This window comes from Alkalimonas collagenimarina, from assembly GCF_030717845.1.
Taxonomy (GTDB): domain Bacteria; phylum Pseudomonadota; class Gammaproteobacteria; order Enterobacterales; family Alteromonadaceae; genus Alkalimonas; species Alkalimonas collagenimarina.
Map to the genome: position 1 here is coordinate 23,906 of NZ_JAUZVZ010000026.1, position 22,274 is coordinate 46,179.

Annotated in this window: 22 protein-coding genes; all 22 read left to right on the forward strand. The window is 47.6% G+C overall.

The features are described from left to right. The first annotated feature begins 117 nt into the window (after positions 1–117). Positions 118–4,143 (forward strand): DNA-directed RNA polymerase subunit beta, encoded by a 4,026-nt coding sequence (gene rpoB, locus Q3O60_RS15020; protein ID WP_305894761.1) that lies wholly within the window; start codon positions 118–120, stop codon positions 4,141–4,143. Positions 4,144–4,218: 75 nt separating this feature from the next. Then, entirely contained in the window at positions 4,219–8,397 is a 4,179-nt protein-coding gene (gene rpoC, locus Q3O60_RS15025) for a DNA-directed RNA polymerase subunit beta' (RefSeq protein ID WP_305894762.1), read from the forward strand. Between the two features lie 145 nt (positions 8,398–8,542). Further along, on the forward strand, positions 8,543–8,917 hold the full coding sequence (rpsL, locus tag Q3O60_RS15030) for a 30S ribosomal protein S12 (RefSeq protein ID WP_305894763.1): 375 nt from the start codon (positions 8,543–8,545) through the stop codon (positions 8,915–8,917). Between the two features lie 79 nt (positions 8,918–8,996). Further along, positions 8,997–9,467, forward strand: coding sequence for a 30S ribosomal protein S7 (rpsG, locus tag Q3O60_RS15035; protein ID WP_091345527.1), 471 nt, complete (start codon positions 8,997–8,999; stop codon positions 9,465–9,467). A 30-nt stretch (positions 9,468–9,497) separates the two neighbouring features. After that, complete coding sequence (fusA, locus tag Q3O60_RS15040; RefSeq protein ID WP_305894764.1) at positions 9,498–11,594, forward strand: elongation factor G; 2,097 nt, start codon at positions 9,498–9,500, stop codon at positions 11,592–11,594. Positions 11,595–11,655: 61 nt separating this feature from the next. Next, positions 11,656–12,840 (forward strand): elongation factor Tu, encoded by a 1,185-nt coding sequence (tuf, locus tag Q3O60_RS15045; protein WP_305894765.1) that lies wholly within the window; start codon positions 11,656–11,658, stop codon positions 12,838–12,840. 141 nt (positions 12,841–12,981) lie between these two features. After that, positions 12,982–14,685 (forward strand): acyl-CoA dehydrogenase family protein, encoded by a 1,704-nt coding sequence (locus Q3O60_RS15050; RefSeq protein WP_305894766.1) that lies wholly within the window; start codon positions 12,982–12,984, stop codon positions 14,683–14,685. A gap of 124 nt (positions 14,686–14,809) precedes the next feature. Beyond that, positions 14,810–15,673, forward strand: coding sequence for a phospholipase A (locus Q3O60_RS15055; protein ID WP_305894767.1), 864 nt, complete (start codon positions 14,810–14,812; stop codon positions 15,671–15,673). Positions 15,674–15,876: 203 nt separating this feature from the next. Next, positions 15,877–16,188, forward strand: a complete 312-nt coding sequence (rpsJ, locus tag Q3O60_RS15060; protein ID WP_091344848.1) for a 30S ribosomal protein S10 — start codon at positions 15,877–15,879, stop codon at positions 16,186–16,188. 29 nt (positions 16,189–16,217) lie between these two features. Further along, a complete protein-coding gene (gene rplC / locus Q3O60_RS15065; RefSeq protein WP_305894768.1) occupies positions 16,218–16,856 on the forward strand; it encodes a 50S ribosomal protein L3 in 639 nt (212 codons plus the stop codon). 19 nt (positions 16,857–16,875) lie between these two features. Continuing rightward, positions 16,876–17,481, forward strand: coding sequence for a 50S ribosomal protein L4 (rplD, locus tag Q3O60_RS15070; RefSeq protein WP_305894769.1), 606 nt, complete (start codon positions 16,876–16,878; stop codon positions 17,479–17,481). Beyond that, on the forward strand, positions 17,478–17,780 hold the full coding sequence (gene rplW, locus Q3O60_RS15075; protein WP_305894770.1) for a 50S ribosomal protein L23: 303 nt from the start codon (positions 17,478–17,480) through the stop codon (positions 17,778–17,780). The genes rplD and rplW overlap by 4 nt, the downstream gene beginning before the upstream one ends. 16 nt (positions 17,781–17,796) lie before the next feature. Next, positions 17,797–18,621: a 50S ribosomal protein L2 gene (gene rplB, locus Q3O60_RS15080; protein WP_305894771.1), complete on the forward strand. Its 825-nt coding sequence runs from the start codon at positions 17,797–17,799 to the stop codon at positions 18,619–18,621. 16 nt (positions 18,622–18,637) lie between these two features. Further along, a complete protein-coding gene (gene rpsS, locus Q3O60_RS15085; protein WP_019677720.1) occupies positions 18,638–18,916 on the forward strand; it encodes a 30S ribosomal protein S19 in 279 nt (92 codons plus the stop codon). Between the two features lie 10 nt (positions 18,917–18,926). Continuing rightward, the gene (gene rplV, locus Q3O60_RS15090; RefSeq protein WP_305894772.1) at positions 18,927–19,259 is read left to right on the forward strand and encodes a 50S ribosomal protein L22; all 333 of its coding nucleotides are present in this window, start codon (positions 18,927–18,929) and stop codon (positions 19,257–19,259) included. Positions 19,260–19,268: 9 nt separating this feature from the next. Beyond that, positions 19,269–19,979, forward strand: coding sequence for a 30S ribosomal protein S3 (gene rpsC / locus Q3O60_RS15095; protein ID WP_305894773.1), 711 nt, complete (start codon positions 19,269–19,271; stop codon positions 19,977–19,979). Positions 19,980–19,991: 12 nt separating this feature from the next. Beyond that, entirely contained in the window at positions 19,992–20,405 is a 414-nt protein-coding gene (gene rplP / locus Q3O60_RS15100; protein ID WP_305894774.1) for a 50S ribosomal protein L16, read from the forward strand. After that, entirely contained in the window at positions 20,405–20,596 is a 192-nt protein-coding gene (gene rpmC, locus Q3O60_RS15105) for a 50S ribosomal protein L29 (RefSeq protein WP_305894775.1), read from the forward strand. Before rplP ends, rpmC begins: the two co-directional genes overlap by 1 nt. Beyond that, entirely contained in the window at positions 20,596–20,850 is a 255-nt protein-coding gene (gene rpsQ / locus Q3O60_RS15110) for a 30S ribosomal protein S17 (protein WP_305894776.1), read from the forward strand. Before rpmC ends, rpsQ begins: the two co-directional genes overlap by 1 nt. Positions 20,851–21,017: 167 nt before the next feature. Continuing rightward, on the forward strand, positions 21,018–21,386 hold the full coding sequence (gene rplN / locus Q3O60_RS15115; RefSeq protein ID WP_305894777.1) for a 50S ribosomal protein L14: 369 nt from the start codon (positions 21,018–21,020) through the stop codon (positions 21,384–21,386). 9 nt (positions 21,387–21,395) lie between these two features. Further along, a complete protein-coding gene (gene rplX / locus Q3O60_RS15120) occupies positions 21,396–21,710 on the forward strand; it encodes a 50S ribosomal protein L24 (RefSeq protein ID WP_305894778.1) in 315 nt (104 codons plus the stop codon). Positions 21,711–21,729: 19 nt separating this feature from the next. Then, a complete protein-coding gene (gene rplE, locus Q3O60_RS15125; RefSeq protein ID WP_305894779.1) occupies positions 21,730–22,269 on the forward strand; it encodes a 50S ribosomal protein L5 in 540 nt (179 codons plus the stop codon). The last annotated feature ends 5 nt before the right edge of the window (positions 22,270–22,274 follow it).

Consider the following 22,274-nt stretch of genomic DNA (forward strand, 5'->3'; position numbering starts at 1 on the left):
CGGCCTTTTTGCGCTGTGGGACTTTGATTTCCCCACCCCTGATGGCAACCTGCTATTGCCATAAAAACCACCCGTAAAAGGATGGTTGGGAAAAAAATCAGCAAGCTGAGGAACCCCATGACTTACTCTTATTCTGAGAAGAAACGTATCCGTAAGGACTTCGGCAAACGTCCGGAAGTACTGGATGTGCCATACCTGTTGTCGATTCAAATCGAGTCATTCAACAAATTTATTGAGCCAGATCCTGAAGGTGATTATGGCCTGGAAGCGGCATTTCGCTCTGTATTCCCCATCAAAAGCTACTCAGGTAGTGCGGAATTGCAGTATGTCAGCTACCGCATCGGCGAGCCGGTTTTTGATGTCAAGGAATGCCAAATCCGTGGTGTGACTTACTCTGCGCCTTTGCGTGTGAAGTTACGGATGGTGCTGTTCGACAAAGAAGCGCCAGGTACGATTAAAGACATCCGGGAACAAGAAGTCTACATGGGTGAAATCCCGCTGATGACTGAAAACGGTACCTTTGTCATCAATGGTACTGAGCGGGTTATTGTTTCTCAGCTTCACCGTAGTCCTGGTGTGTTTTTTGACCATGATCGCGGTAAAACTCACTCCTCAGGTAAGGTACTGTATAACGCGCGGGTGATCCCGTACCGTGGTTCCTGGCTTGATTTCGAATTCGATGCCAAAGATAATTTATTCGTCCGTATCGACCGTCGTCGCAAACTGCCGGCGACTATTTTGCTACGTGCCCTGGAATTCGATACCGACACCATTTTAAGCACTTTCTTTGAGAATACCCGTTTTGATATTCAGGACGGCAAATTCATGATGGAAGTGGTACCGAATCGCTTGCGTGGTGAAACGGCTGCTTTTGATATCATCGATAACGATGGTGAAGTCATTGTTGAACAGGGTCGTCGTATTACAGCCCGTCACGTGCGCCAGCTGGAAAAAACCGGCCTGAGTTTGATGGAAGTGCCTGCTGATTATCTGATCGGCCGGGTACTGGCGAAGACGTACATTGATGAAGACAGCGGTGAAGTCATAGCTGACGCCAACACCCAGCTGACGCTGGAGTTGCTTGAGAAGTTAGCAACTGCGGGTTACAAAAGCTTCGAGACATTGTACATCAATGACTTGGATCAAGGTTCGTACATCTCTGAAACCCTGCGTATCGACCCAAGCTCAAATCGTATTGAAGCGCTGGTTGAGATTTACCGCATGATGCGTCCTGGTGAGCCACCAACGCGCGATGCTGCTGAAACCTTATTTTCCAATCTGTTTTTCTCAGAAGATCGCTACGATTTATCCACCGTAGGCCGGATGAAGTTCAACCGTCGCGTTGATTTTGATGAAAATACCGGTGAAGGCGTGTTGTCGAAAGAAGACATCCTTGCTGTCATGAAGGTCTTAATTGACATTCGTAACGGTAAAGGCGATGTCGATGACATCGACCACTTAGGTAACCGTCGTATTCGTTCCGTTGGCGAAATGGCTGAAAACCAATTCCGTGTCGGCCTGGTCCGTGTTGAGCGTGCAGTAAAAGAGCGTTTGTCGCTTGGTGATCTGGATGCAGTCATGCCGCAGGATCTGATCAACGCCAAACCAATTTCGGCTGCAGTGAAAGAGTTTTTCGGTTCCAGCCAATTGTCGCAGTTTATGGATCAGAACAACCCGCTGTCGGAAGTAACCCACAAGCGTCGTATTTCTGCTTTAGGCCCGGGTGGTCTGACGCGTGAGCGTGCTGGTTTTGAAGTCCGTGACGTACACCCAACGCATTATGGTCGGGTTTGTCCTATCGAAACGCCAGAAGGTCCAAACATTGGTCTGATCAACTCATTATCGATGTTTGCGCAAACCAATGCTTATGGTTTCCTCGAAACACCTTACCGTCGTATTGAAGACGGCATCGTGACCGATGAAGTGGATTATTTATCCGCCATCGAAGAAGGTAATTTTGTCATCGCTCAGGCGAACGCCGATTTAAGTGACGAAAATCGCCTGACCGAAGAACTGGTACCATGCCGCCATAAAAATGAATTCACCTTGATGCCAGCTGATCAGGTGCAATACATGGACGTCGCGCCTCAGCAAATCGTTTCCGTTGCTGCAGCTTTGATCCCATTCTTAGAACACGATGATGCTAACCGTGCTTTGATGGGCTCGAACATGCAACGTCAAGCGGTACCGACCTTACGTGCTGATAAGCCATTGGTTGGTACTGGTGTTGAGCGTGTGGTTGCCAAAGATTCTGGTGTTACTGTGGTGGCAAAACGTGGTGGAACTATTGACTATGTTGATGCCAGCCGTATCGTGGTTAAGGTGCATGAAGAAGAGATGGTCGCTGGTGAAGCGGGTATCGATATCTACAACCTGACCAAGTACACCCGTTCAAACCAAAATACCTGTATCAATCAGCGCCCTTGTGTTGACAGTGGTGAGCCGGTTGAGCGTGGCGATGTGTTGGCAGATGGTCCTTCTACCGATTTAGGTGAATTGGCTCTGGGGCAAAACTTGCGCGTGGCATTTATGCCATGGAATGGTTATAACTTCGAAGATTCCATCTTGCTATCCGAGCGTTTGGTGCAAGAAGATCGCCTAACCACCATTCACATTCAAGAGCTGAGCTGCATCTCTCGTGATACCAAACTTGGCCCGGAAGAGATCACCGCTGATATCCCGAACGTTGGTGAATCTGCGCTATCGAAACTGGATGAAGCCGGTATCGTCTATATCGGTGCTGAAGTGAAGAGTGGTGACATTCTGGTTGGTAAGGTAACGCCGAAAGGTGAAAGCCAGCTGACGCCGGAAGAAAAACTGCTTCGTGCCATCTTCGGTGAGAAAGCGTCTGACGTGAAAGATACCTCACTGCGTGTACCTAACTCTGTCAACGGTACCGTGATTGATGTTCAAGTATTCACCCGTGATGGTGTTGAGAAAGATCAACGTGCGCGTGAAATCGAAGACATGGAAATCCGTCAGGCTAAGAAAGATCTGAATGAAGAATTCCGTATCCTTGAGCAAGGCATTTTCGACCGTGCCCGCAACTTGCTGGAAGCCTCTGGGCTAGACCGTACCAAGTTGAATACACTTAAAGGTGATGATCTGTTTAATCAGAGCGTTGCTGACGATCAGAAACAAAGCGATCTGGAGCAATTGGCGGCTCAGTACGAAGAAATTCGTACCGAGTACGATAAAAAGTTCGAAGTGAAGCGTCGCAAAATTATCCAGGGCGATGATTTAGCGCCTGGTGTTCTGAAGATTGTTAAAGTGTATTTGGCGGTGAAACGTCGTATCCAGCCTGGTGATAAGATGGCTGGTCGTCACGGTAACAAAGGTGTTATTTCCACCATCGTGCCTGTAGAAGACATGCCGTACGATGAGCATGGACGTCCGGTTGATATCGTACTGAACCCATTGGGTGTACCGTCGCGGATGAACATTGGTCAGGTACTGGAAACCCACTTAGGTCTGGCGGCACGTGGTATTGGTGAAAAAATCGATACCATGCTGAAAGAGCAGCGTAAGCTCAGCGAATTGCGTGATTTCTTAAACCGTGTATACAGTTTAGGGGAGTCGCGTCAGGTGGTCGATATCACCACCTTCACTGATGATGAAGTGCTGCGTCTTGCCGGTAATTTGCGTAAGGGGCTCCCGATCGCAACTCCAGTATTTGATGGTGCTAAAGAAAGTGAAATTAAAGAGTTACTGGAACTGGCTGACTTGCCTTCCAGTGGTCAGATTGAACTGTTCGATGGCCGAACCGGTAATGCTTTTGAACGTAAAGTAACCGTCGGCTATATGTACATGTTGAAATTGAACCACTTGGTTGATGACAAGATGCATGCTCGTTCTACTGGTTCTTACAGCCTGGTTACTCAGCAACCGCTGGGTGGTAAGGCACAGTTCGGTGGACAACGATTCGGTGAGATGGAAGTCTGGGCACTGGAAGCATATGGTGCAGCTTATACGCTGCAGGAAATGCTGACGGTGAAATCAGATGACGTCAATGGTCGTACTAAGATGTATAAAAACATCGTAGATGGCGATCACCGGATGGAGCCTGGCATGCCAGAGTCGTTCAACGTACTGATGAAAGAAATCCGTTCGCTCGGTATTAATATCGAATTGGAAGAGGAATAAACCCCACGTTCCAGTACGTGATGGGGCCCGGCGATTCAGGGCTCCATCGGTTTACCCTCTTACAGGAGAGCTAAGGTGAAAGACTTATTAAAGTTTCTGAAACAACAAACGAAGACCGAAGAGTTTGATGTGATTAAAATCGGTTTATCATCGCCCGACATGATCCGTTCATGGTCATTCGGTGAGGTGAAAAAGCCTGAAACCATCAACTACCGGACCTTTAAGCCTGAGCGTGACGGCTTGTTTTGTGCCCGTATTTTTGGGCCGGTAAAAGATTACGAGTGTTTGTGCGGTAAGTACAAACGCTTAAAGCACCGTGGTGTGATCTGTGAAAAGTGTGGCGTTGAAGTCACTCTGACCAAGGTACGCCGTGAGCGCATGGGCCATATCGAGCTGGCAAGCCCGGTTGCACATATTTGGTTCTTGAAGTCTCTGCCAAGCCGCATCGGTTTGTTGCTGGATATGACGTTACGTGATATTGAGCGTGTGCTGTATTTTGAATCTTACGTGGTGACTGAGCCAGGTATGACTTCTTTAGAGCGTCGTCAGATGCTGACTGAAGAAGAGTATCTGGACGTGCTGGAAGAGCACGGCGATGAGTTTGAAGCAAAGATGGGTGCAGAAGCGGTATTAGATTTGCTGCGCGATCTTGATTTGCCAAACGAAATCAAAATGATGCGTGAAGAGCTGCCTACCATCAATTCAGAAACCAAGCGCAAGAAAATCAGCAAGCGTTTGAAGTTGATGGAAGCCTTCCATACCTCTGGTAACAAGCCAGAGTGGATGATCATGACCGTACTGCCGGTGTTACCACCAGATTTACGTCCTTTAGTACCATTGGATGGTGGTCGTTTCGCGACCTCGGATCTAAACGATCTATACCGTCGTGTGATCAACCGTAACAACCGTCTGAAGCGTCTGCTCGACTTATCTGCACCTGATATTATCGTACGTAACGAAAAGCGTATGTTGCAGGAGTCTGTGGATGCCTTGTTGGACAACGGTCGTCGTGGCCGGGCCATTACTGGCACCAACAAACGTCCATTGAAATCTTTGGCCGATATGATTAAAGGTAAGCAAGGTCGTTTCCGTCAAAACTTACTTGGTAAGCGGGTCGATTACTCAGGCCGTTCGGTGATTACCGTAGGTCCAACACTGCGCTTGCATCAGTGTGGTTTACCGAAAAAAATGGCGCTTGAGCTGTTCAAGCCGTTTATCTATGGCAAATTGGAAGGTCGTGGTTTAGCTACTACCATCAAAGCTGCTAAGAAAATGGTTGAGCGCGAAGAAGGTGCAGTCTGGGACGTGCTGGACGAAGTCATTCGTGAGCATCCGGTACTGTTGAACCGTGCACCAACACTACACAGATTGGGTATCCAGGCGTTTGAGCCGGTCCTGATCGAAGGTAAAGCTATTCAATTGCACCCATTGGTCTGTGCGGCCTATAACGCCGACTTCGATGGTGACCAAATGGCTGTACACGTTCCTTTGACGCTGGAAGCACAGCTCGAAGCTCGTGCCTTGATGATGTCAACCAACAACGTACTGTCACCTGCTAATGGCGAGCCTATCATCGTACCTTCACAGGACGTTGTATTGGGTCTGTACTACATGACACGTGATGCCGTAAACGCCAAAGGCGAAGGCATGATGTTCAAGAGCCCGAAAGAAGCCGAAAAAGCCTATCGTGGTGGACATGCGGCTTTGCATGCCCGGGTCAAAGTGCGTATTACTGAACTGCTGGCCGATGAAGAAGGCACCAAGACAGAGCATACCGCTGTGGTTGATACTACGGTTGGTCGTGCCATCTTGTACTCCATTTTGCCAGTAGGGCTGGAGTTTGCATCCGTCAATCAGGCAATGGGTAAAAAGCAAATTTCAAAATTATTGAATGGCGCTTACCGTAAGATCGGTCTGAAAGATACCGTTATCCTGGCTGACCAAATCATGTATACCGGTTTCCATTACGCCATGCTATCTGGTGTCTCGGTTGGTATTGATGACATGGTCATCCCAGATGCCAAGAAAGACATCATCGATGCAGCTGAAGCCGAAGTTGCTGAAATTCAGGACCAATTCCAACAAGGTTTGGTCACTGGCGGTGAAAAGTACAACAAGGTTATCGATATTTGGTCTACTGCCAACGAAACCTTGTCCAAAGCGATGATGGATAACTTATCGAAAGAGAAAGTCATCGATCGCGATGGCAATGAGACCGAACAGCAGTCCTTTAACTCCGTCTATATGATGGCCGACTCAGGCGCTCGGGGTTCACCAGCTCAGATCCGTCAGTTATCTGCGATGCGTGGCCTGATGGCAAAACCAGATGGCTCCATCATTGAAACGCCAATCACAGCGAACTTCCGTGAAGGTTTGAGCGTATTGCAGTACTTCATCTCGACCCACGGTGCGCGTAAAGGTTTGGCCGATACAGCATTGAAAACCGCGAACTCAGGTTATCTGACTCGCCGTCTGGTTGATGTGGCTCAGGATTTGGTTGTAACCGAAGATGACTGTGGTACCACTGAAGGGATTTGGATGAAACCGCTTATCGAAGGTGGCGACGTGGTTGAAGGCTTGCGCGAGCGAGTCCTTGGCCGGGTTGTACTGGGTGATGTGGTTGATCCTGCCAGCAATGAAGTTCTGATTGCTGATGGCACCATGTTGGATGAAGGCTTGTGTGATGTGCTGGAACAGCACTCCATTGATGAAGTCCATGTACGTTCTGTAATTACCTGTAATACTGACTTTGGTGTTTGTGCCAAGTGTTATGGTCGTGACTTAGCACGTGGTCATTTGATCAACCAGGGTGAAGCGGTTGGTGTTGTTGCTGCACAGTCTATCGGTGAGCCGGGTACCCAGTTAACCATGCGTACCTTCCACATTGGTGGTGCGGCATCACGGGCCTCTGCAGAAAGCAGTGTGCAAGTGAAAAATGCTGGTACCTTGAAGCTGCACAACGCCAAGTTCGTGCGCAATGCCAATGACAAAATTGTCATTACCTCGCGTTCTGCTGAAGTAACGGTATTTGATGAGTTGGGTCGTGAGAAAGAGCGTTACAAACTGCCTTATGGTTCGATTCTGACTGTAGATGACAACAGCAAAATCGAATCTGGCCAGATCGTAGCGAACTGGGATCCGCATTCCCACCCAATCATTGTTGAACGTAGCGCCAAAGTGAACTTCAGCGATGTTGATGACACCAATACTGAAATTCAGCAAGACGAGTTGACTGGTCTGACCCGTACTGTGGTGAAAGATCTGGCTAAAGCCAACGCCAAAGAGCCAAAACTTATCCTGGCAACTGACGATGGCGGCTTGCAAGAAATTCGTTTGCCAAGCTTTACTACCATCGAAATTCGCGATGGTGCCACCGCTCAGCCGGGCGATGTGTTGGCTCGTATTCCGCAAGAAAGCTCGAAGACTCGCGATATCACCGGTGGTCTGCCACGGGTTGCTGACTTATTCGAAGCGCGTAAACCAAAAGATCCAGCTATTTTGGCTGAAATCTCAGGGGTTATCAGCTTCGGTAAAGAAACCAAAGGCAAACGTCGCTTAGTGATCACACCAGAACAAGGTGATGCACACGAAGAGATGATCCCGAAATGGCGTCAAATCAATGTGTTCGAAGGTGAGCGTATTGAAAAAGGCGAGGTTATTTCGGAAGGCCCAGAGTCACCACACGATATTCTTCGTTTACGTGGTATCCACCATGTGGCGAACTATATTGTGAATGAAGTGCAGGAGGTTTATCGCCTGCAAGGGGTTAAGATTAACGATAAGCACATCGAGAATATCATTCGCCAGATGCTGCGTAAGTGTGTGATCGCAAACCCTGGTGACAGCGAGTTCTTAGAAGGTGAACAAGTGGAACTGGCTCGAGTGAATATTTCCAACCGTCTGTTGGAAGCTGATGGCAAGATCCCTGCACAGTACGAGCGTGTATTGTTGGGTATCACCAAAGCATCACTATCGACCGATTCCTTTATCTCGGCAGCTTCATTCCAGGAAACCACGCGTGTTCTGACTGAAGCAGCTGTCGGTGGCAAAATCGATCAGCTTCGCGGTTTGAAAGAAAACGTCATCGTTGGTCGTCTGATCCCTGCGGGTACTGGTTTTGCTTACCACCAGAACCGTATGCGTCAGCGCCAGAAAGTTGTTACTGAGGTAGCAGAACCATCCATGAGTGCAGAAGTCGCTGAACAGGCGCTAACCGATGCCTTGAATATGGGTGCGTCAGGTAAAGAGGATTAAGTTATTTGTTAATCTGCTGCTGAAAATGGCAGCAGATGACTGATAAACTTGACAGCTCAAAGCTTGACCATTAGAATTCCGCGACCCCATTTTTGGGGTGCGGATTTTTCACGTTTATTGGGTATCAATTAACCAGGAGTATTTAATGGCAACAATTAACCAGCTCGTGCGCAAGCCACGGCAGGACAAGTTTGCAAAAAGCAACGTCCCTGCTTTGGAAGCTTGTCCACAAAAGCGTGGTGTTTGTACCCGTGTTTATACCACTACACCTAAAAAGCCGAACTCAGCTATGCGTAAAGTATGTCGTGTTCGTCTGACCAATGGCTTCGAAGTAAGCTCATACATTGGTGGTGAAGGTCACAACTTGCAAGAGCATAGTGTGGTTCTGATCCGTGGTGGCCGGGTCAAAGACTTACCAGGTGTGCGTTATCACACCGTACGCGGCACATTAGATTGTGCAGGCGTAAAAGATCGCAAGCAAGGCCGTTCTAAATACGGCGCCAAGCGGCCCAAATCGTAACGGAACTCCGTTAGTAAGGCCAAACTAAACGACTTTTTAATTAAAGTTTTGGAATCACCTGAAGCAATCGGAGTTTCGAATGCCAAGAAGACGCGTAATAGGTCAACGTAAAATCCTTCCAGATCCTAAGTTCGGAAGTGAGTTACTGGCTAAGTTTGTCAATGTCGTGATGGTCGACGGTAAAAAGTCCATCGCCGAATCAATTGTATACGGCGCATTAGAAATTGCAGCTACCAAATCGAAAAAAGAACACATCGATTTGTTTGAAGTAGCACTGGATAACATTCGTCCAACGGTCGAAGTAAAATCACGCCGGGTAGGTGGTTCAACTTACCAGGTACCATGTGAAGTTCGTCCGGTTCGTCGCAATGCCTTAGCTATGCGCTGGTTAGTTGAAGCGGCCCGTAAACGTGGTGAGAAATCGATGTCCCAGCGTTTAGCTGGTGAGATGCTGGATGCCATTGAAAACAAAGGTTCTGCGGTTAAGAAACGTGAAGACGTGCACCGTATGGCTGAAGCAAACAAAGCGTTTGCACATTTCCGCTGGTAAGCTGATCTCTATTTTACACAGGAGTTTATTGTGGCACGCAAGACCCCAATAGAACGCTACCGCAACATTGGTATCTGTGCTCACGTGGATGCGGGTAAAACCACAACCACGGAGCGTGTACTATTTTATACTGGTCTGTCTCACAAGATCGGTGAAGTACATGATGGCGCAGCTACTATGGACTGGATGGAGCAAGAGCAGGAGCGTGGGATTACCATCACTTCTGCTGCCACCACCACCTTTTGGCGTGGTATGGAAGCTCAGTTTCCTGAGCACCGTGTAAATATCATTGATACGCCAGGGCACGTTGACTTCACCATTGAAGTAGAACGTTCTCTGCGTGTGCTAGATGGTGCAGTCGTGGTGCTTTGTGGTTCATCAGGTGTGCAGCCGCAAACTGAAACAGTTTGGCGTCAAGCCAACAAATATGAAGTACCACGTATGATCTTCGTTAATAAGATGGATCGTACTGGTGCTGACTTCCTGCGCGTTGTTGAGCAGGCCCGTACCCGCTTAAACAGCACCATTGTTCCTATTCAGTTGCCTATCGGTGCTGAAGACGACTTCAAAGGTGTTGTTGATCTGATCAAAATGAAATCCATTAACTGGAATGAAGACGATCAGGGCATGACTTTCACTTATGAGGATATCCCCGCGGATATGCTTGAAGAGTGTCAGGAGTGGCGTCAAAACATGATTGAAGCTGCGGCGGATGCCAATGAAGAGCTGATGGAGCGCTATTTGGAAGGTGACGAATTTACTGAAGAAGAAATTCGTGCTGCCTTGCGTGACTTGACTCTGCGAAACGAAGTGGTGTTGGTTCAATGTGGTTCTGCCTTTAAAAATAAAGGCGTTCAGGCCATGTTGGACAACGTAATCTACTTCCTGCCGTCGCCAACGGAAGTAAAAGCAATTCATGGCATTTTACCAGATGAAAGCGAAGGCGTTCGGAAATCAGACGATAATGAACCCTTTGCCGCGCTGGCTTTTAAAATTGCTACTGACCCGTTCGTAGGTACGCTGACTTTCTTCCGGGTTTATTCCGGTGTGGTTCAGTCTGGCTCTGGTGTCTACAATTCCGTCAAGCAGAAAAAAGAGCGGATCGGTCGTATCGTGCAGATGCACGCCAACAGCCGTGAAGAGATCAAAGAAGTTCTGGCTGGCGATATTGCTGCAGCGATTGGTCTGAAAGATACCACCACAGGTGATACTCTGTGTGATATCGACCATCCAATCATTCTGGAGCGAATGGAGTTTCCTGAACCGGTCATTTCGGTAGCTGTTGAGCCGAAAACCAAAGCTGACCAAGAAAAAATGGGTGTTGCACTGGGTAAACTAGCTGCTGAAGATCCATCGTTTCGGGTACATACTGACGAAGAAACCGGTCAGACCATCATCTCAGGTATGGGTGAATTACACCTTGATATTCTGGTTGATCGTATGAAGCGCGAATTCAAAGTAGAAGCCAACGTGGGTAAACCACAGGTTTCCTACCGTGAAACCATTCGTGGTAAGACTGAAGTCGAAGGTAAGTTTGTGCGTCAGTCAGGTGGTCGTGGTCAGTTTGGTCACTGTTGGTTACGTATCGAGCCTCAGGAAGAGGGCGCTGGGTATACTTTTGTCAACGAAGTGGTTGGTGGTGTTATTCCAAAAGAATATATCCCAGCTGTTGATAAGGGGATCCAGGAGCAGATGAAAAACGGTATCCTTGCTGGTTATCCGGTCATCGACGTGAAAGTAACTGTTTTTGACGGTTCTTACCACGATGTTGACTCCAACGAAATGGCGTTTAAAATTGCTGCTTCTATGGGTTTTAAAAAAGGTGCTTTGCAGGCAACGCCTGTTATCCTTGAACCCATCATGAAAGTAGAAGTTGTGACGCCAGAAGAGTTCATGGGTGATCTGGTTGGCGATTTAAATCGTCGACGCGGTATAATCAATGGTATGGAAGATGCACCTGGCAGTATGAAAATTATCGATGCTAATGTGCCTCTGTCTGAGATGTTTGGTTATGCAACCCATATGCGTTCTTTATCGCAGGGCCGTGCTTCGTATTCAATGGAGCCATTGAATTATTCAGAAGCACCAAACAACGTGAAAGAAGCAATTATTGCAGCGCGAAGCTGATTAACGATTAATTTAGGCCCGGTTTGCCGGGCCATCAATTTGACTAAAGAAGGGTCTATAAATGGCTAAGGCTAAATTTGAACGCGTAAAACCGCACGTAAACGTAGGCACGATCGGCCACGTTGACCACGGTAAAACAACTCTGACTGCAGCTATCACCAACGTGTTGGCAAAGACTTACGGCGGTCAGGCATTTGCATTTGATCAAATCGACAAAGCCCCGGAAGAAAAAGCCCGTGGTATCACCATCAACACGTCGCACGTAGAATATGACACACCGTCACGCCACTACGCGCACGTAGATTGCCCAGGCCACGCCGATTACGTGAAAAACATGATCACCGGTGCGGCGCAGATGGATGGTGCAATTCTGGTTGTTGCAGCGACAGACGGTCCTATGCCACAAACACGTGAGCACATCCTGTTATCACGTCAGGTTGGTGTTCCTTTCATCATCGTGTTCATGAACAAGTGTGACATGGTCGATGACGAAGAGCTGTTAGAGCTGGTAGAGATGGAAGTTCGTGAACTTCTTTCTGATTACGATTTCCCGGGTGACGACCTGCCAGTGATTCAGGGCTCAGCTCTGAAAGCATTGGAAGGCGAAGCACAGTGGGAAGAGAAAATCATCGAATTGGGCAACGCTTTGGATACTTACATTCCAGAGCCAGTGCGCGCGATTGATAAGCCATTCATCATGCCAATCGAAGACGTATTCTCGATTGCTGGTCGTGGAACTGTAGTGACTGGTCGTGTAGAGCAGGGCATCATCAAAGTTGGTGAAGAAGTTGAGATTGTAGGTATCCGTGATACGACCAAGACGACTTGTACCGGTGTTGAAATGTTCCGTAAGCTGCTTGACGAAGGTCGTGCTGGTGAGAACGTTGGTGCGTTGTTGCGTGGTACTAAGCGTGAAGACGTAGAGCGTGGTCAGGTACTAGCTAAGCCAGGTTCAATCAAGCCACACACCAAGTTTGAAGGTGAAGTGTACGTGTTGTCGAAAGACGAAGGCGGCCGTCATACTCCATTCTTTAAAGGTTACCGTCCACAGTTCTACTTCCGTACAACGGACGTAACTGGTGCAGTAGAATTGCCAGAAGGCGTAGAGATGGTTATGCCTGGAGACAACCTGAAGTTCGTGGTAGAGCTGATTGCTCCAATCGCGATGGACGAAGGTCTGCGTTTCGCTATCCGTGAGGGTGGTCGTACCGTAGGTGCTGGTGTTGTTTCTAAAATCATCGCCTAATTTACTTTAAGTGATGTACAGAAAAGACTCCTTCGGGAGTCTTTTTTTTGGCCTGATTATGCTAAAAGTTAAATTCAAACACTTGTTTGAATCATGCGGATATGCGAAGCTGATAACAGATCCGTCCAGTAAGGAATTGTTATGAGTCAGTATCAAGCGCCAATTCAGGAAATGCAGTTTCATTTATTCGATGTCTGGCAAGCCGACCAGCACTGGCAACAAGTGCCGGAATTAGCTGAAATGCTGGAGCCGGAGACTGCTCAGGCCATACTGCAGGAGGCTGCCAAAATATGTGAGCAACAAATTGCTCCGCTTAGTCAGCAAGCTGATCAGCAAGGGGTGACATTTCAGGATGGTGCAGTCCGTACGCCTGATCATTACAAGGAAGCCTATAAAGCATGGTGCGAAGGCGGCTGGGCTGGCTTTAGTGGCGATCAGCAATTTGGTGGCATGGGCATGCCGAAAGTCTTATCGATGATGCTGGATGAAATGATGTGCAGCGCAGACATCGCTTTTTCACTGTATCCTGGGTTAACGGCCGGTGCCTGTGTGACGCTGTCGCAGTACGGATCAGAAGAGATGAAACAGGCTTATCTACCGAAGCTATACAGCGGTGAGTGGTCTGCCACCATGTGTCTGACCGAGAGTCACGCAGGTTCGGACCTTGGTTTAATGCGCACTCAGGCCAGGCCACAATCCGATGGTAGTTATCTGATCAGTGGCAGTAAAATTTTCATTACCGCAGGTGAGCACGACTTAACCGACAATATCGTGCATTTAGTGCTGGCCAAGCTGCCAGATGCTCCGGCTGGCAGTCGGGGAATTTCATTGTTTGTTGTACCCAAGTTATTGTTGACTGCTGACGGTGAACCTGGCGAGCCAAATAAACTGCATTGCGGTTCGGTCGAACATAAAATGGGTATCCATGCTTCTGCCACCTGTGTGATGAACTTCGACGGTGCCAAAGGGTATTTGTTGGGTGAGCCACATAAAGGCTTAGCCGCTATGTTTACCATGATGAACTACGAACGTCTGGCGATGGGTAGCCAAGGCCTTGGCGCAGCAGAGCGGGCTTATCAGAATGCCTTCGAATACGCCAATGAACGATTGCAAGGGCGGATCACGCTGAAAGATGCCAATCAGGCAGAGCCTATTATTCAGCATCCCGATGTCGAGCGCATGCTGATGACCATCAAAGCTCTTAACGAAGCGGGCCGTAGTTTTTCGACCTGGGTTGCTTTGTCATTAGATCAGGCAAAATTTAATGATGATGTAGTACATCTTGGCAGAGCCAGTTTATTAACGCCGATTGCTAAGGCCTTTATGACTGATTTAGGTTTGGAATGCACCGTACAAGCTCAGCAAGTGTTCGGTGGTCATGGTTATGTCAAAGAGTGGGGCATGGAGCAGTTGGTGCGTGATGTTCGCATTGCTCAGATCTATGAAGGCACTAATGGCATTCAGGCGGCTGACTTTATGTTACGCAAAGTAGCGGCGGATCAGGGCGCAACGCTACTAGCATTGCTGCATGAGATTGCGCAGGAGCTTACTGAGTCAAACAACAATGCAATCTTGCATGCCTATGTTACGCGCAGCATCAAGTTGACAGAAAGTTTGCTGCAGCGCGGCCAGAAAGACAAAGCTTTGTTGGCCTCATTTGCTTATGAGTTTATGACGCTGGTAGGGTATGTGTTATATGGCTATATGTGGCAACGGCAACTTCAGGCTTTACCGGCTAGTCAGCTAAGTGACGAGCTGCAACAAGAGAAACGTACCACTGCGCAGTTCTACTTTCAGCGTGTTCTCCCTAGGGTAGAAAGCTTGCTGGTGATCCTGTCCGAATAATCTTAAGATAGCAGCTGTTTAGACAGCATGACTATGCAAGCTAACATTGATTATCTCTATAAAACCGCAAGTCATTGCGGTTTTTACTTGTCAATACCAAAGCCATCAACTTCAGGACAACATTATGCGTCAGATCATCCTATTCATATTATTGGTACATTGTGGCAGTGTGCTTGCAGTGGATGCATTAGACAAGCGCTTAAAAGAAGAGGATTGGGATAACTATTCTCCATTTACGTTGCTACCACATAAAAATAATTATTTGTTGCCAGTGTCCTATGCAAAAGGCTTAAATCCTACGCTCGATCGTGATGGTGATAGCGCACCCACAGAGCGCTTTGAAGCGAAGTATCAACTCAGCTTAAAAACACCGCTTTGGACCCGTATTTATAAGGATCAAGGCTATTTATTTTTTGCGTTTACCCAGCAAGCGTATTGGCAAGCCTATAACAGTGCAATATCGTCACCATTTCGTGAAACCAATTATGAGCCAGAGTTGATTCTGGCATTTCCTCATTTTTATGGGGTAGACGAAGCAGCAAGCAGGATCATCAGTATTAGTCTTTCGCATCAGTCGAATGGCCGGGCAGGAGAGCTGTCCAGAAGTTGGAACCGAATTAAGCTGAACTGGGTCGGCTCGATAGGTGATGTGTTTGTCAGCTTCAGCCCTTGGTACCGTATCCCTGAGTCGGCTAAAGCATTTGAAGGGGATCCAAGAGGAGATGACAATCCGGATATTAATGACTATATGGGGTTTTTCGAATTATCGGCGGCCTATAAAAATAACACCGAAACTTACCGGGTCATGGTACGCAATAACCTGAAGAGCAATAACAAAGGGGCATTAAAGCTCTCTTATTCCAGGCCATTGAATAAATACCTGCGTTGGTATGCTGAAGCATTTACCGGCTATGGCGATAGTTTAATTGATTACGATCGGCCGGTGACCCGGTTTGGTATCGGGTTCGAATTGAATGATGTACTATAACTGATGAATTGCTTGATTTTTTATCAGTATTCTATATAATGCGCGTCCGACCTTGTTACAAGGTTGGCTTAGTTAAGGGTAAAACCTTGCTACAACAATGCTTCCGATTGGGAAGCAACTGTACTTCGCTGCAAAGGCTCACTCCATTTAGGAGTTGTGCTTTTGTTATTTTTTGCTCTTTTTGCTCTTTGAGGCTTTGATTTATGAGTAATCAAAGGATACGTATCCGCCTGAAAGCGTTCGATCACCGTTTGATCGATCAGTCAACTTTGGAAATCGTTGACACAGCCAAGCGTACTGGTGCTCAGGTTCGTGGTCCAATTCCACTACCAACGCGTCAAGAACGTTTTACTGTCTTGATTTCTCCCCACGTCAATAAAGATGCACGTGATCAGTACGAAATCCGTACCCACAAGCGTCTGATCGACATCGTAGAACCAACTGATAAAACAGTTGATGCGCTGATGCGATTGGATTTGCCTGCTGGTGTTGACGTTCAAATCAGCCTGGGCTGACAAGACAGGTTTTAAGAGAGGTTTAGGAAATGGCTATCGGTTTAGTCGGTCGTAAAGTAGGAATGACCCGCATCTTCACTGAAGATGGCGTCTCTATTCCTGTTACCGTAATCGAAGCGACACCAAATCGCGTAACTGCTGTGAAGTCGAATGAGACTGATGGTTACAGCGCGCTGCAAGTGACTGCTGGTACTGTGAAGGCAAGCCGCCTGACCAAGCCAGAAGCCGGTCAATTTGCTAAAGCAGGTGTTGATGCTGGTCGTGGTCTGTGGGAATTTCGTTTAGCAGATAACGAAGGTAACGACATCCAGGTGGGTAGCGAGATTACTGTAGAAATTTTCGCTGAAACCAAGAAAGTCGATGTGTCTGGCACATCGAAAGGTAAGGGTTTCGCTGGTGGCGTAAAACGCTGGAACTTCCGTACTCAGGATGCAACGCATGGTAACTCTTTATCACACCGTGCACCGGGTTCAATTGGTCAGAACCAATCACCTGGTAAAGTATTCAAGGGTAAGAAAATGGCCGGTCATATGGGCGCTGAGCGCGTGACTGTGCAATCTCTGGAAGTGGTTCGTGTAGATGCTGAACGTAATATTCTGTTGATCAAAGGTGCTGTACCTGGCGCAATTGGTGGCGATGTTATCGTGAAGCCGGCGATCAAAAGTTAACGTCTGGAGGAGATAAGTGATGGAATTAGCATTACGGGACGCAAAAGGCGTTCTTGAAGTTTCCGAAGCGACCTTTGGACGTGAATTTAACGAATCTCTGGTTCATCAAGTAGTTGTTGCGTATGCAGCAGGTGCTCGTCAGGGTACTCGTGCGCAAAAAACACGTTCAGAAGTCCGCGGTGGCGGCAAGAAGCCATGGCGTCAAAAAGGTACTGGCCGCGCTCGCGCTGGTACAATCCGCAGCCCAATATGGCGCAGCGGTGGTGTGACATTTGCGGCTAAGCCACAAGATCACAGCCAGAAAGTAAACAGAAAAATGTACCGTGGTGCCATCAGAAGCATTCTGTCTGAATTGGTACGCCAGGAACGTCTGGTCGTGGTAGAAAACTTTGCTGTTGAAACGCCGAAGACCAAAGAATTGGTTGGTAAGCTGAAAGCAATGGAGTTGAAAGATGTCTTGATCGTTACCAACGACGTTGATGAGAACTTGTTCTTATCTGCACGCAACCTGTACAAGGTTGATGTGCGTGACGTACACGGTATTGATCCGGCAAGTCTGATCGCCTTTGATAAAGTGTTGATGACGGCTGCTGCGGTGAAACAACTTGAGGAGCTGTTAGCATGATACGCGAAGAACGTTTGCTGAAAGTGATTCTTGCTCCGCATGTATCTGAAAAGAGCACCATTGCGGCTGAGAACTTCAACACCGTCGTTTTCAAAGTTGCCACTACTGCCACTAAAGCAGACATTAAAGCAGCTGTTCAACAGTTGTTTGATGTTGAAGTGACTGGCGTGAATACGGTCAATGTGAAGGGCAAAACCAAGCGCACTGGTATGCGCATGGGCAAGCGTAGTGACTGGAAGAAAGCCTACGTCACCCTGAAAGAAGGCAGCGAAATCGATTTCGTTGGCGGCGCTGAGTAAGAAGAGGAGTTAGGAAATGGCACTTGTTAAGTGTAAACCTACATCACCAGGTCGTCGCCACGTCATTAAAGTGGTTAACCCTGACCTGTACAAAGGCAAGCCTTATGCTCCTTTGTTAGAGAAGAAAAGCAAGACCGGTGGTCGTAATAATAATGGTCGTATTACCACGCGTCATATTGGTGGTGGTCATAAGCAGCATTATCGTCTGGTCGATTTCAAACGCAACAAAGATGGCATTCCTGCCAAAGTTGAGCGTTTAGAATATGATCCAAACCGTACTGCGAATATCGCTCTGGTTCTGTATGCAGATGGCGAACGTCGTTATATTCTTGCCCCTAAAGGCTTGAAAGCTGGTGACGCTGTTCAATCTGGTGTGGATGCGCCAATCAAGGCGGGTAACACCTTGCCGATGCGTAACATTCCAGTAGGTCAGGTTGTGCACAATGTGGAAATGAAACCAGGTAAAGGTGGCCAAATGGCTCGCTCTGCCGGTGCTTTCATTCAAATCATCGCGCGCGACGGTGCTTATGTATTGCTGCGTTTACGCAGTGGTGAGACACGTAAAGTACTGGCTGACTGCCGTGCAACCATCGGTGAGATCGGTAATGCGGAGCATATGCTGCGTCAATACGGTAAAGCGGGTGCAACGCGTTGGCGTGGTGTTCGTCCTACTGTACGTGGTGTGGTAATGAACCCAGTCGATCACCCACACGGTGGTGGTGAAGGCCGTACTTCGGGTGGCCGTCATCCGGTAACACCTTGGGGTGTACCGACTAAAGGTTACAAAACCCGTTCAAACAAGCGTACTGATAAGTTAATCGTACGTCGTCGTGATAAATAATTTGTGAGGAATTGCCATGCCACGTTCTCTCAAGAAAGGTCCATTCATTGACCTTCACTTGCTGAAGAAGGTAGAGAAAGCGTTGGAAAGCGGTGACAAGAAGCCAATTAAGACTTGGAGCCGTCGTTCAATGATCATACCTGATATGATCGGATTGACCATCGCTGTCCATAATGGTCGTCAACATGTACCTGTATTTGTCTCTGAAGAGATGGTAGGTCACAAGCTGGGTGAATTCGCCCCGACTCGTACTTATCGTGGTCATGCGGCCGACAAAAAGGCCAAAAAACGCTAAGGGGTGAATCATGCAAGCATTAGCTAAACACAAATTTGCCCGTTCTTCTGCGCAGAAAGCTCGTCTGGTTGCTGATCAGATCCGTGGATTGCCAGTAGATAAGGCGTTGGATATCCTGACGTACAGCCCTAAAAAAGCTGCACATCTGGTTAAAAATGTCCTTTTATCAGCCGTAGCCAACGCAGAGCACAATGAAGGTGCTGACATTGATACGTTGAAAGTGAAGACCATCTTTGTTGATGAAGCTCCTTCCATGAAGCGTATCAAGCCTCGTGCAAAAGGCCGTGCTGACCGAATCATCAAGCGAACCAGCCACATTACCGTGGTCGTAGCTGATAACTAGGAGTGAGAAATGGGACAGAAAGTACATCCTAATGGGATTCGCCTAGGTATCACTAAGCCTTGGAGCTCTACGTGGTTTGCGAATTCAAAAGACTTCCCGGATTTCCTGAACGGTGATTTCAAAGTGCGTCAGTTTCTGACAAAACAACTGAAATCAGCTTCAGTAAGCCGGATCGATATCGAGCGCCCAGCGAAGAGTATTCGTGTGACTATTCACACTGCTCGTCCAGGTATCGTTATCGGTAAAAAAGGTGAAGATGTTGAGAAATTGCGTAAGCGCGTAGCTGCTATTGCTGGCGTGCCTGCACAAATCAATATCTCTGAAATTCGTAAGCCTGAACTGGATGCCAAATTGGTTGCTGATAACATCAGTAGTCAGTTAGAGCGTCGCGTTATGTTCCGTCGTGCTATGAAGCGCGCGGTACAGAATGCTATGCGCACCGGTGCTAAAGGTATTAAAGTTGAAGTAAGCGGCCGTTTAGGTGGTGCTGAGATCGCTCGTACAGAGTGGTATCGTGAAGGTCGTGTACCTTTGCACACACTGCGTGCTGATATTGATTACTCAACATCTGAAGCATTAACCACTTACGGAATCATTGGTGTGAAAGTGTGGATCTTTAAAGGAGAAATCCTTGGCCACTTGCCTCTGGCAAACAGCAACACCAACAACACGAATCAGCCTAAAGCGCCGAAGAAAAACGCCGGCCGCAAAGGTAAGTAGGGGTATTGAGCGATGTTGCAACCAAAACGAACTAAATTTCGTAAAGTGCATAAAGGTCGTAACCGCGGCTTGTCGCAAGTTGGCGATAAAGTCAGTTTCGGTAGCTATGCACTGAAAGCTGTTGAGCGCGGTCAAATGACCTCGCGTCAAATCGAAGCTGCCCGTCGTGCCATGACACGTGCTGTTAAGCGTGTTGGTAAAATCTGGATCCGTGTGTTCCCAGACAAGCCAATTACGACCAAGCCGTTGGAAGTACGTATGGGTAGCGGTAAGGGTTCCGTTGATTACTGGGTATGTCAGATTAAACCTGGCAAAGTCTTGTATGAAATGGATGGCGTATCGGAAGAGCTTGCTCGCCATGCGTTTACTCTGGCCGCCGCTAAGCTTCCATTTAAGACCACCTTTGTTACGCGGACGGTAATGTAATGAAAGCGAGCGAACTGAAAGCAAAAAGCGTTGAAGAGTTGAACGCTGAACTCCTGAGCTTATTGCGTGAGCAATTTAATATGCGCATGCAGGCCAGCACAGGTCAATTGGCTCAAACTCATCTGCTCAAAAACGTACGTCGCGATATCGCGCGTGTAAAGACAATCTTGACTGAGAAGGCAGGTGCGTAATGAGTGAACAAAACATCCGTACACTGCAAGGTAAAGTGGTTAGCGACAAAATGGACAAGTCCATTGTTGTAGCCATCGAGCGTCAGGTGAAGCACCCTATCTATGGGAAATTCATCAAGCGCACGACCAAATTGCATGTTCATGATGAAACCAATCAGTGTAAAGAAGGCGATTTCGTCACGATCCGTGAATGTCGTCCTCTGTCCAAGACCAAATCTTGGACGCTGGTTGCTGTTGTAACAGCAGCATCCTAATTCTGGATGGTATCGAAGCGGCCCTGAATGGGCCGCTTTTTTTAGGAATAACTACCACTTTGTATAAAGTGCTGTTATAATCACGCGCCCTTCTATACGAGGGGAGTTTTTTTATTTGTATGCAGCTTAACCCGAAAGGGTTATTAAGTGGATAACGGAGCACTAAGATGATCCAGATGCAATCTATGCTGGATGTCGCTGATAACAGCGGCGCTCGCAGCGTAATGTGTATTAAGGTCTTAGGTGGATCTCACCGCCGGTATGCTGCAATTGGTGACGTCATTAAAATTACTGTTAAGGAAGCAATTCCACGCGGTAAGGTTAAGAAAGGTGACGTACTGAATGCAGTGGTGGTGCGGACGCGGAAAGGCGTACGTCGTCAGGACGGGTCATTAATCCGTTTTGATCGCAATGCAGCAGTGTTATTAAACACGAAGCTGGAACCGATCGGTACACGTATCTTCGGACCTGTGACACGTGAACTTCGTGGCGACAAGTTTATGAAAATCGTGTCTTTGGCACCAGAAGTACTGTAAGGAGTCACCATGGCAACTAAAATCCGTCGTGATGATGAGGTTATTGTTCTTACTGGTAAGGACAAAGGTAAGCGCGGCAAAGTAACGAAAGTGTTGCTTGAATCAAACCGTGTTTATATCTCAGGCGTTAACTTGGTCAAGAAACATCAGAAGCCGGTACCGGCTTTGAATACACCAGGTGGTATCGTTGAGAAAGAAGCCTCGATTCACGTATCAAACGTAGCGATTGTCAACCCGCAAAGCGGCAAGGCAGATCGTGTTGGTTTCCGTTTTGAAGATGGTAAGAAAGTACGCTTCTTCAAATCGAATAATGAAGTAATCTAATTGCTATTGGAGTAATACGATGGCGAAACTGCATGAAATTTATAAAGACACCGTAGTTCCTGAACTGATGAAACAGTTCGGCTACACCAGCGTCATGCAAGTCCCTCGGATTGAAAAAATCACACTCAATATGGGTGTTGGTGAAGCAGTTGCTGATAAAAAAATTCTGGAAAATGCGGTAGCGGATTTAACTGCTATTGCTGGCCAGAAGCCGCTTATCACTAAAGCGCGCAAATCAGTTGCCGGTTTCAAGATCCGTGAAGGCTACCCTATCGGCGCTAAAGTCACTTTGCGTGGCGAGCGTATGTGGGATTTCCTTGAGCGCTTGGTTTCTATCGCGATTCCACGTGTTCGTGACTTCCGCGGAATTAACCCTAAGTCCTTTGACGGCCGTGGGAATTTTAGCATGGGCGTGCGTGAGCAAATCATCTTCCCAGAAGTCGATTACGACAAGGTCGATGCAGTACGTGGTTTGGATATTACCATTACTACGTCAGCAGCTTCTGATGATGAAGGCCGTGCATTGCTTTCTGCATTTAACTTCCCATTCAAGAAATAAGGTGT

Bases quoted from the DNA above. Each gene is read 5' to 3' on its own strand.
- rpoB (WP_305894761.1), top strand. From the start codon at position 118: ATGACTTACTCTTATTCTGAGAAGAAACGTATCCGTAAGGACTTCGGC.
- rpsL (WP_305894763.1), top strand. From the start codon at position 8,543: ATGGCAACAATTAACCAGCTCGTGCGCAAGCCACGGCAGGACAAGTTT.
- rpsG (WP_091345527.1), top strand. From the start codon at position 8,997: ATGCCAAGAAGACGCGTAATAGGTCAACGTAAAATCCTTCCAGATCCT.
- tuf (WP_305894765.1), top strand. From the start codon at position 11,656: ATGGCTAAGGCTAAATTTGAACGCGTAAAACCGCACGTAAACGTAGGC.
- Q3O60_RS15050 (WP_305894766.1), top strand. From the start codon at position 12,982: ATGAGTCAGTATCAAGCGCCAATTCAGGAAATGCAGTTTCATTTATTC.
- Q3O60_RS15055 (WP_305894767.1), top strand. From the start codon at position 14,810: ATGCGTCAGATCATCCTATTCATATTATTGGTACATTGTGGCAGTGTG.
- rpsJ (WP_091344848.1), top strand. From the start codon at position 15,877: ATGAGTAATCAAAGGATACGTATCCGCCTGAAAGCGTTCGATCACCGT.
- rplC (WP_305894768.1), top strand. From the start codon at position 16,218: ATGGCTATCGGTTTAGTCGGTCGTAAAGTAGGAATGACCCGCATCTTC.
- rplD (WP_305894769.1), top strand. From the start codon at position 16,876: ATGGAATTAGCATTACGGGACGCAAAAGGCGTTCTTGAAGTTTCCGAA.
- rplW (WP_305894770.1), top strand. From the start codon at position 17,478: ATGATACGCGAAGAACGTTTGCTGAAAGTGATTCTTGCTCCGCATGTA.
- rplB (WP_305894771.1), top strand. From the start codon at position 17,797: ATGGCACTTGTTAAGTGTAAACCTACATCACCAGGTCGTCGCCACGTC.
- rpsS (WP_019677720.1), top strand. From the start codon at position 18,638: ATGCCACGTTCTCTCAAGAAAGGTCCATTCATTGACCTTCACTTGCTG.
- rplV (WP_305894772.1), top strand. From the start codon at position 18,927: ATGCAAGCATTAGCTAAACACAAATTTGCCCGTTCTTCTGCGCAGAAA.
- rpsC (WP_305894773.1), top strand. From the start codon at position 19,269: ATGGGACAGAAAGTACATCCTAATGGGATTCGCCTAGGTATCACTAAG.
- rplP (WP_305894774.1), top strand. From the start codon at position 19,992: ATGTTGCAACCAAAACGAACTAAATTTCGTAAAGTGCATAAAGGTCGT.
- rpmC (WP_305894775.1), top strand. From the start codon at position 20,405: ATGAAAGCGAGCGAACTGAAAGCAAAAAGCGTTGAAGAGTTGAACGCT.
- rpsQ (WP_305894776.1), top strand. From the start codon at position 20,596: ATGAGTGAACAAAACATCCGTACACTGCAAGGTAAAGTGGTTAGCGAC.
- rplN (WP_305894777.1), top strand. From the start codon at position 21,018: ATGATCCAGATGCAATCTATGCTGGATGTCGCTGATAACAGCGGCGCT.
- rplX (WP_305894778.1), top strand. From the start codon at position 21,396: ATGGCAACTAAAATCCGTCGTGATGATGAGGTTATTGTTCTTACTGGT.
- rplE (WP_305894779.1), top strand. From the start codon at position 21,730: ATGGCGAAACTGCATGAAATTTATAAAGACACCGTAGTTCCTGAACTG.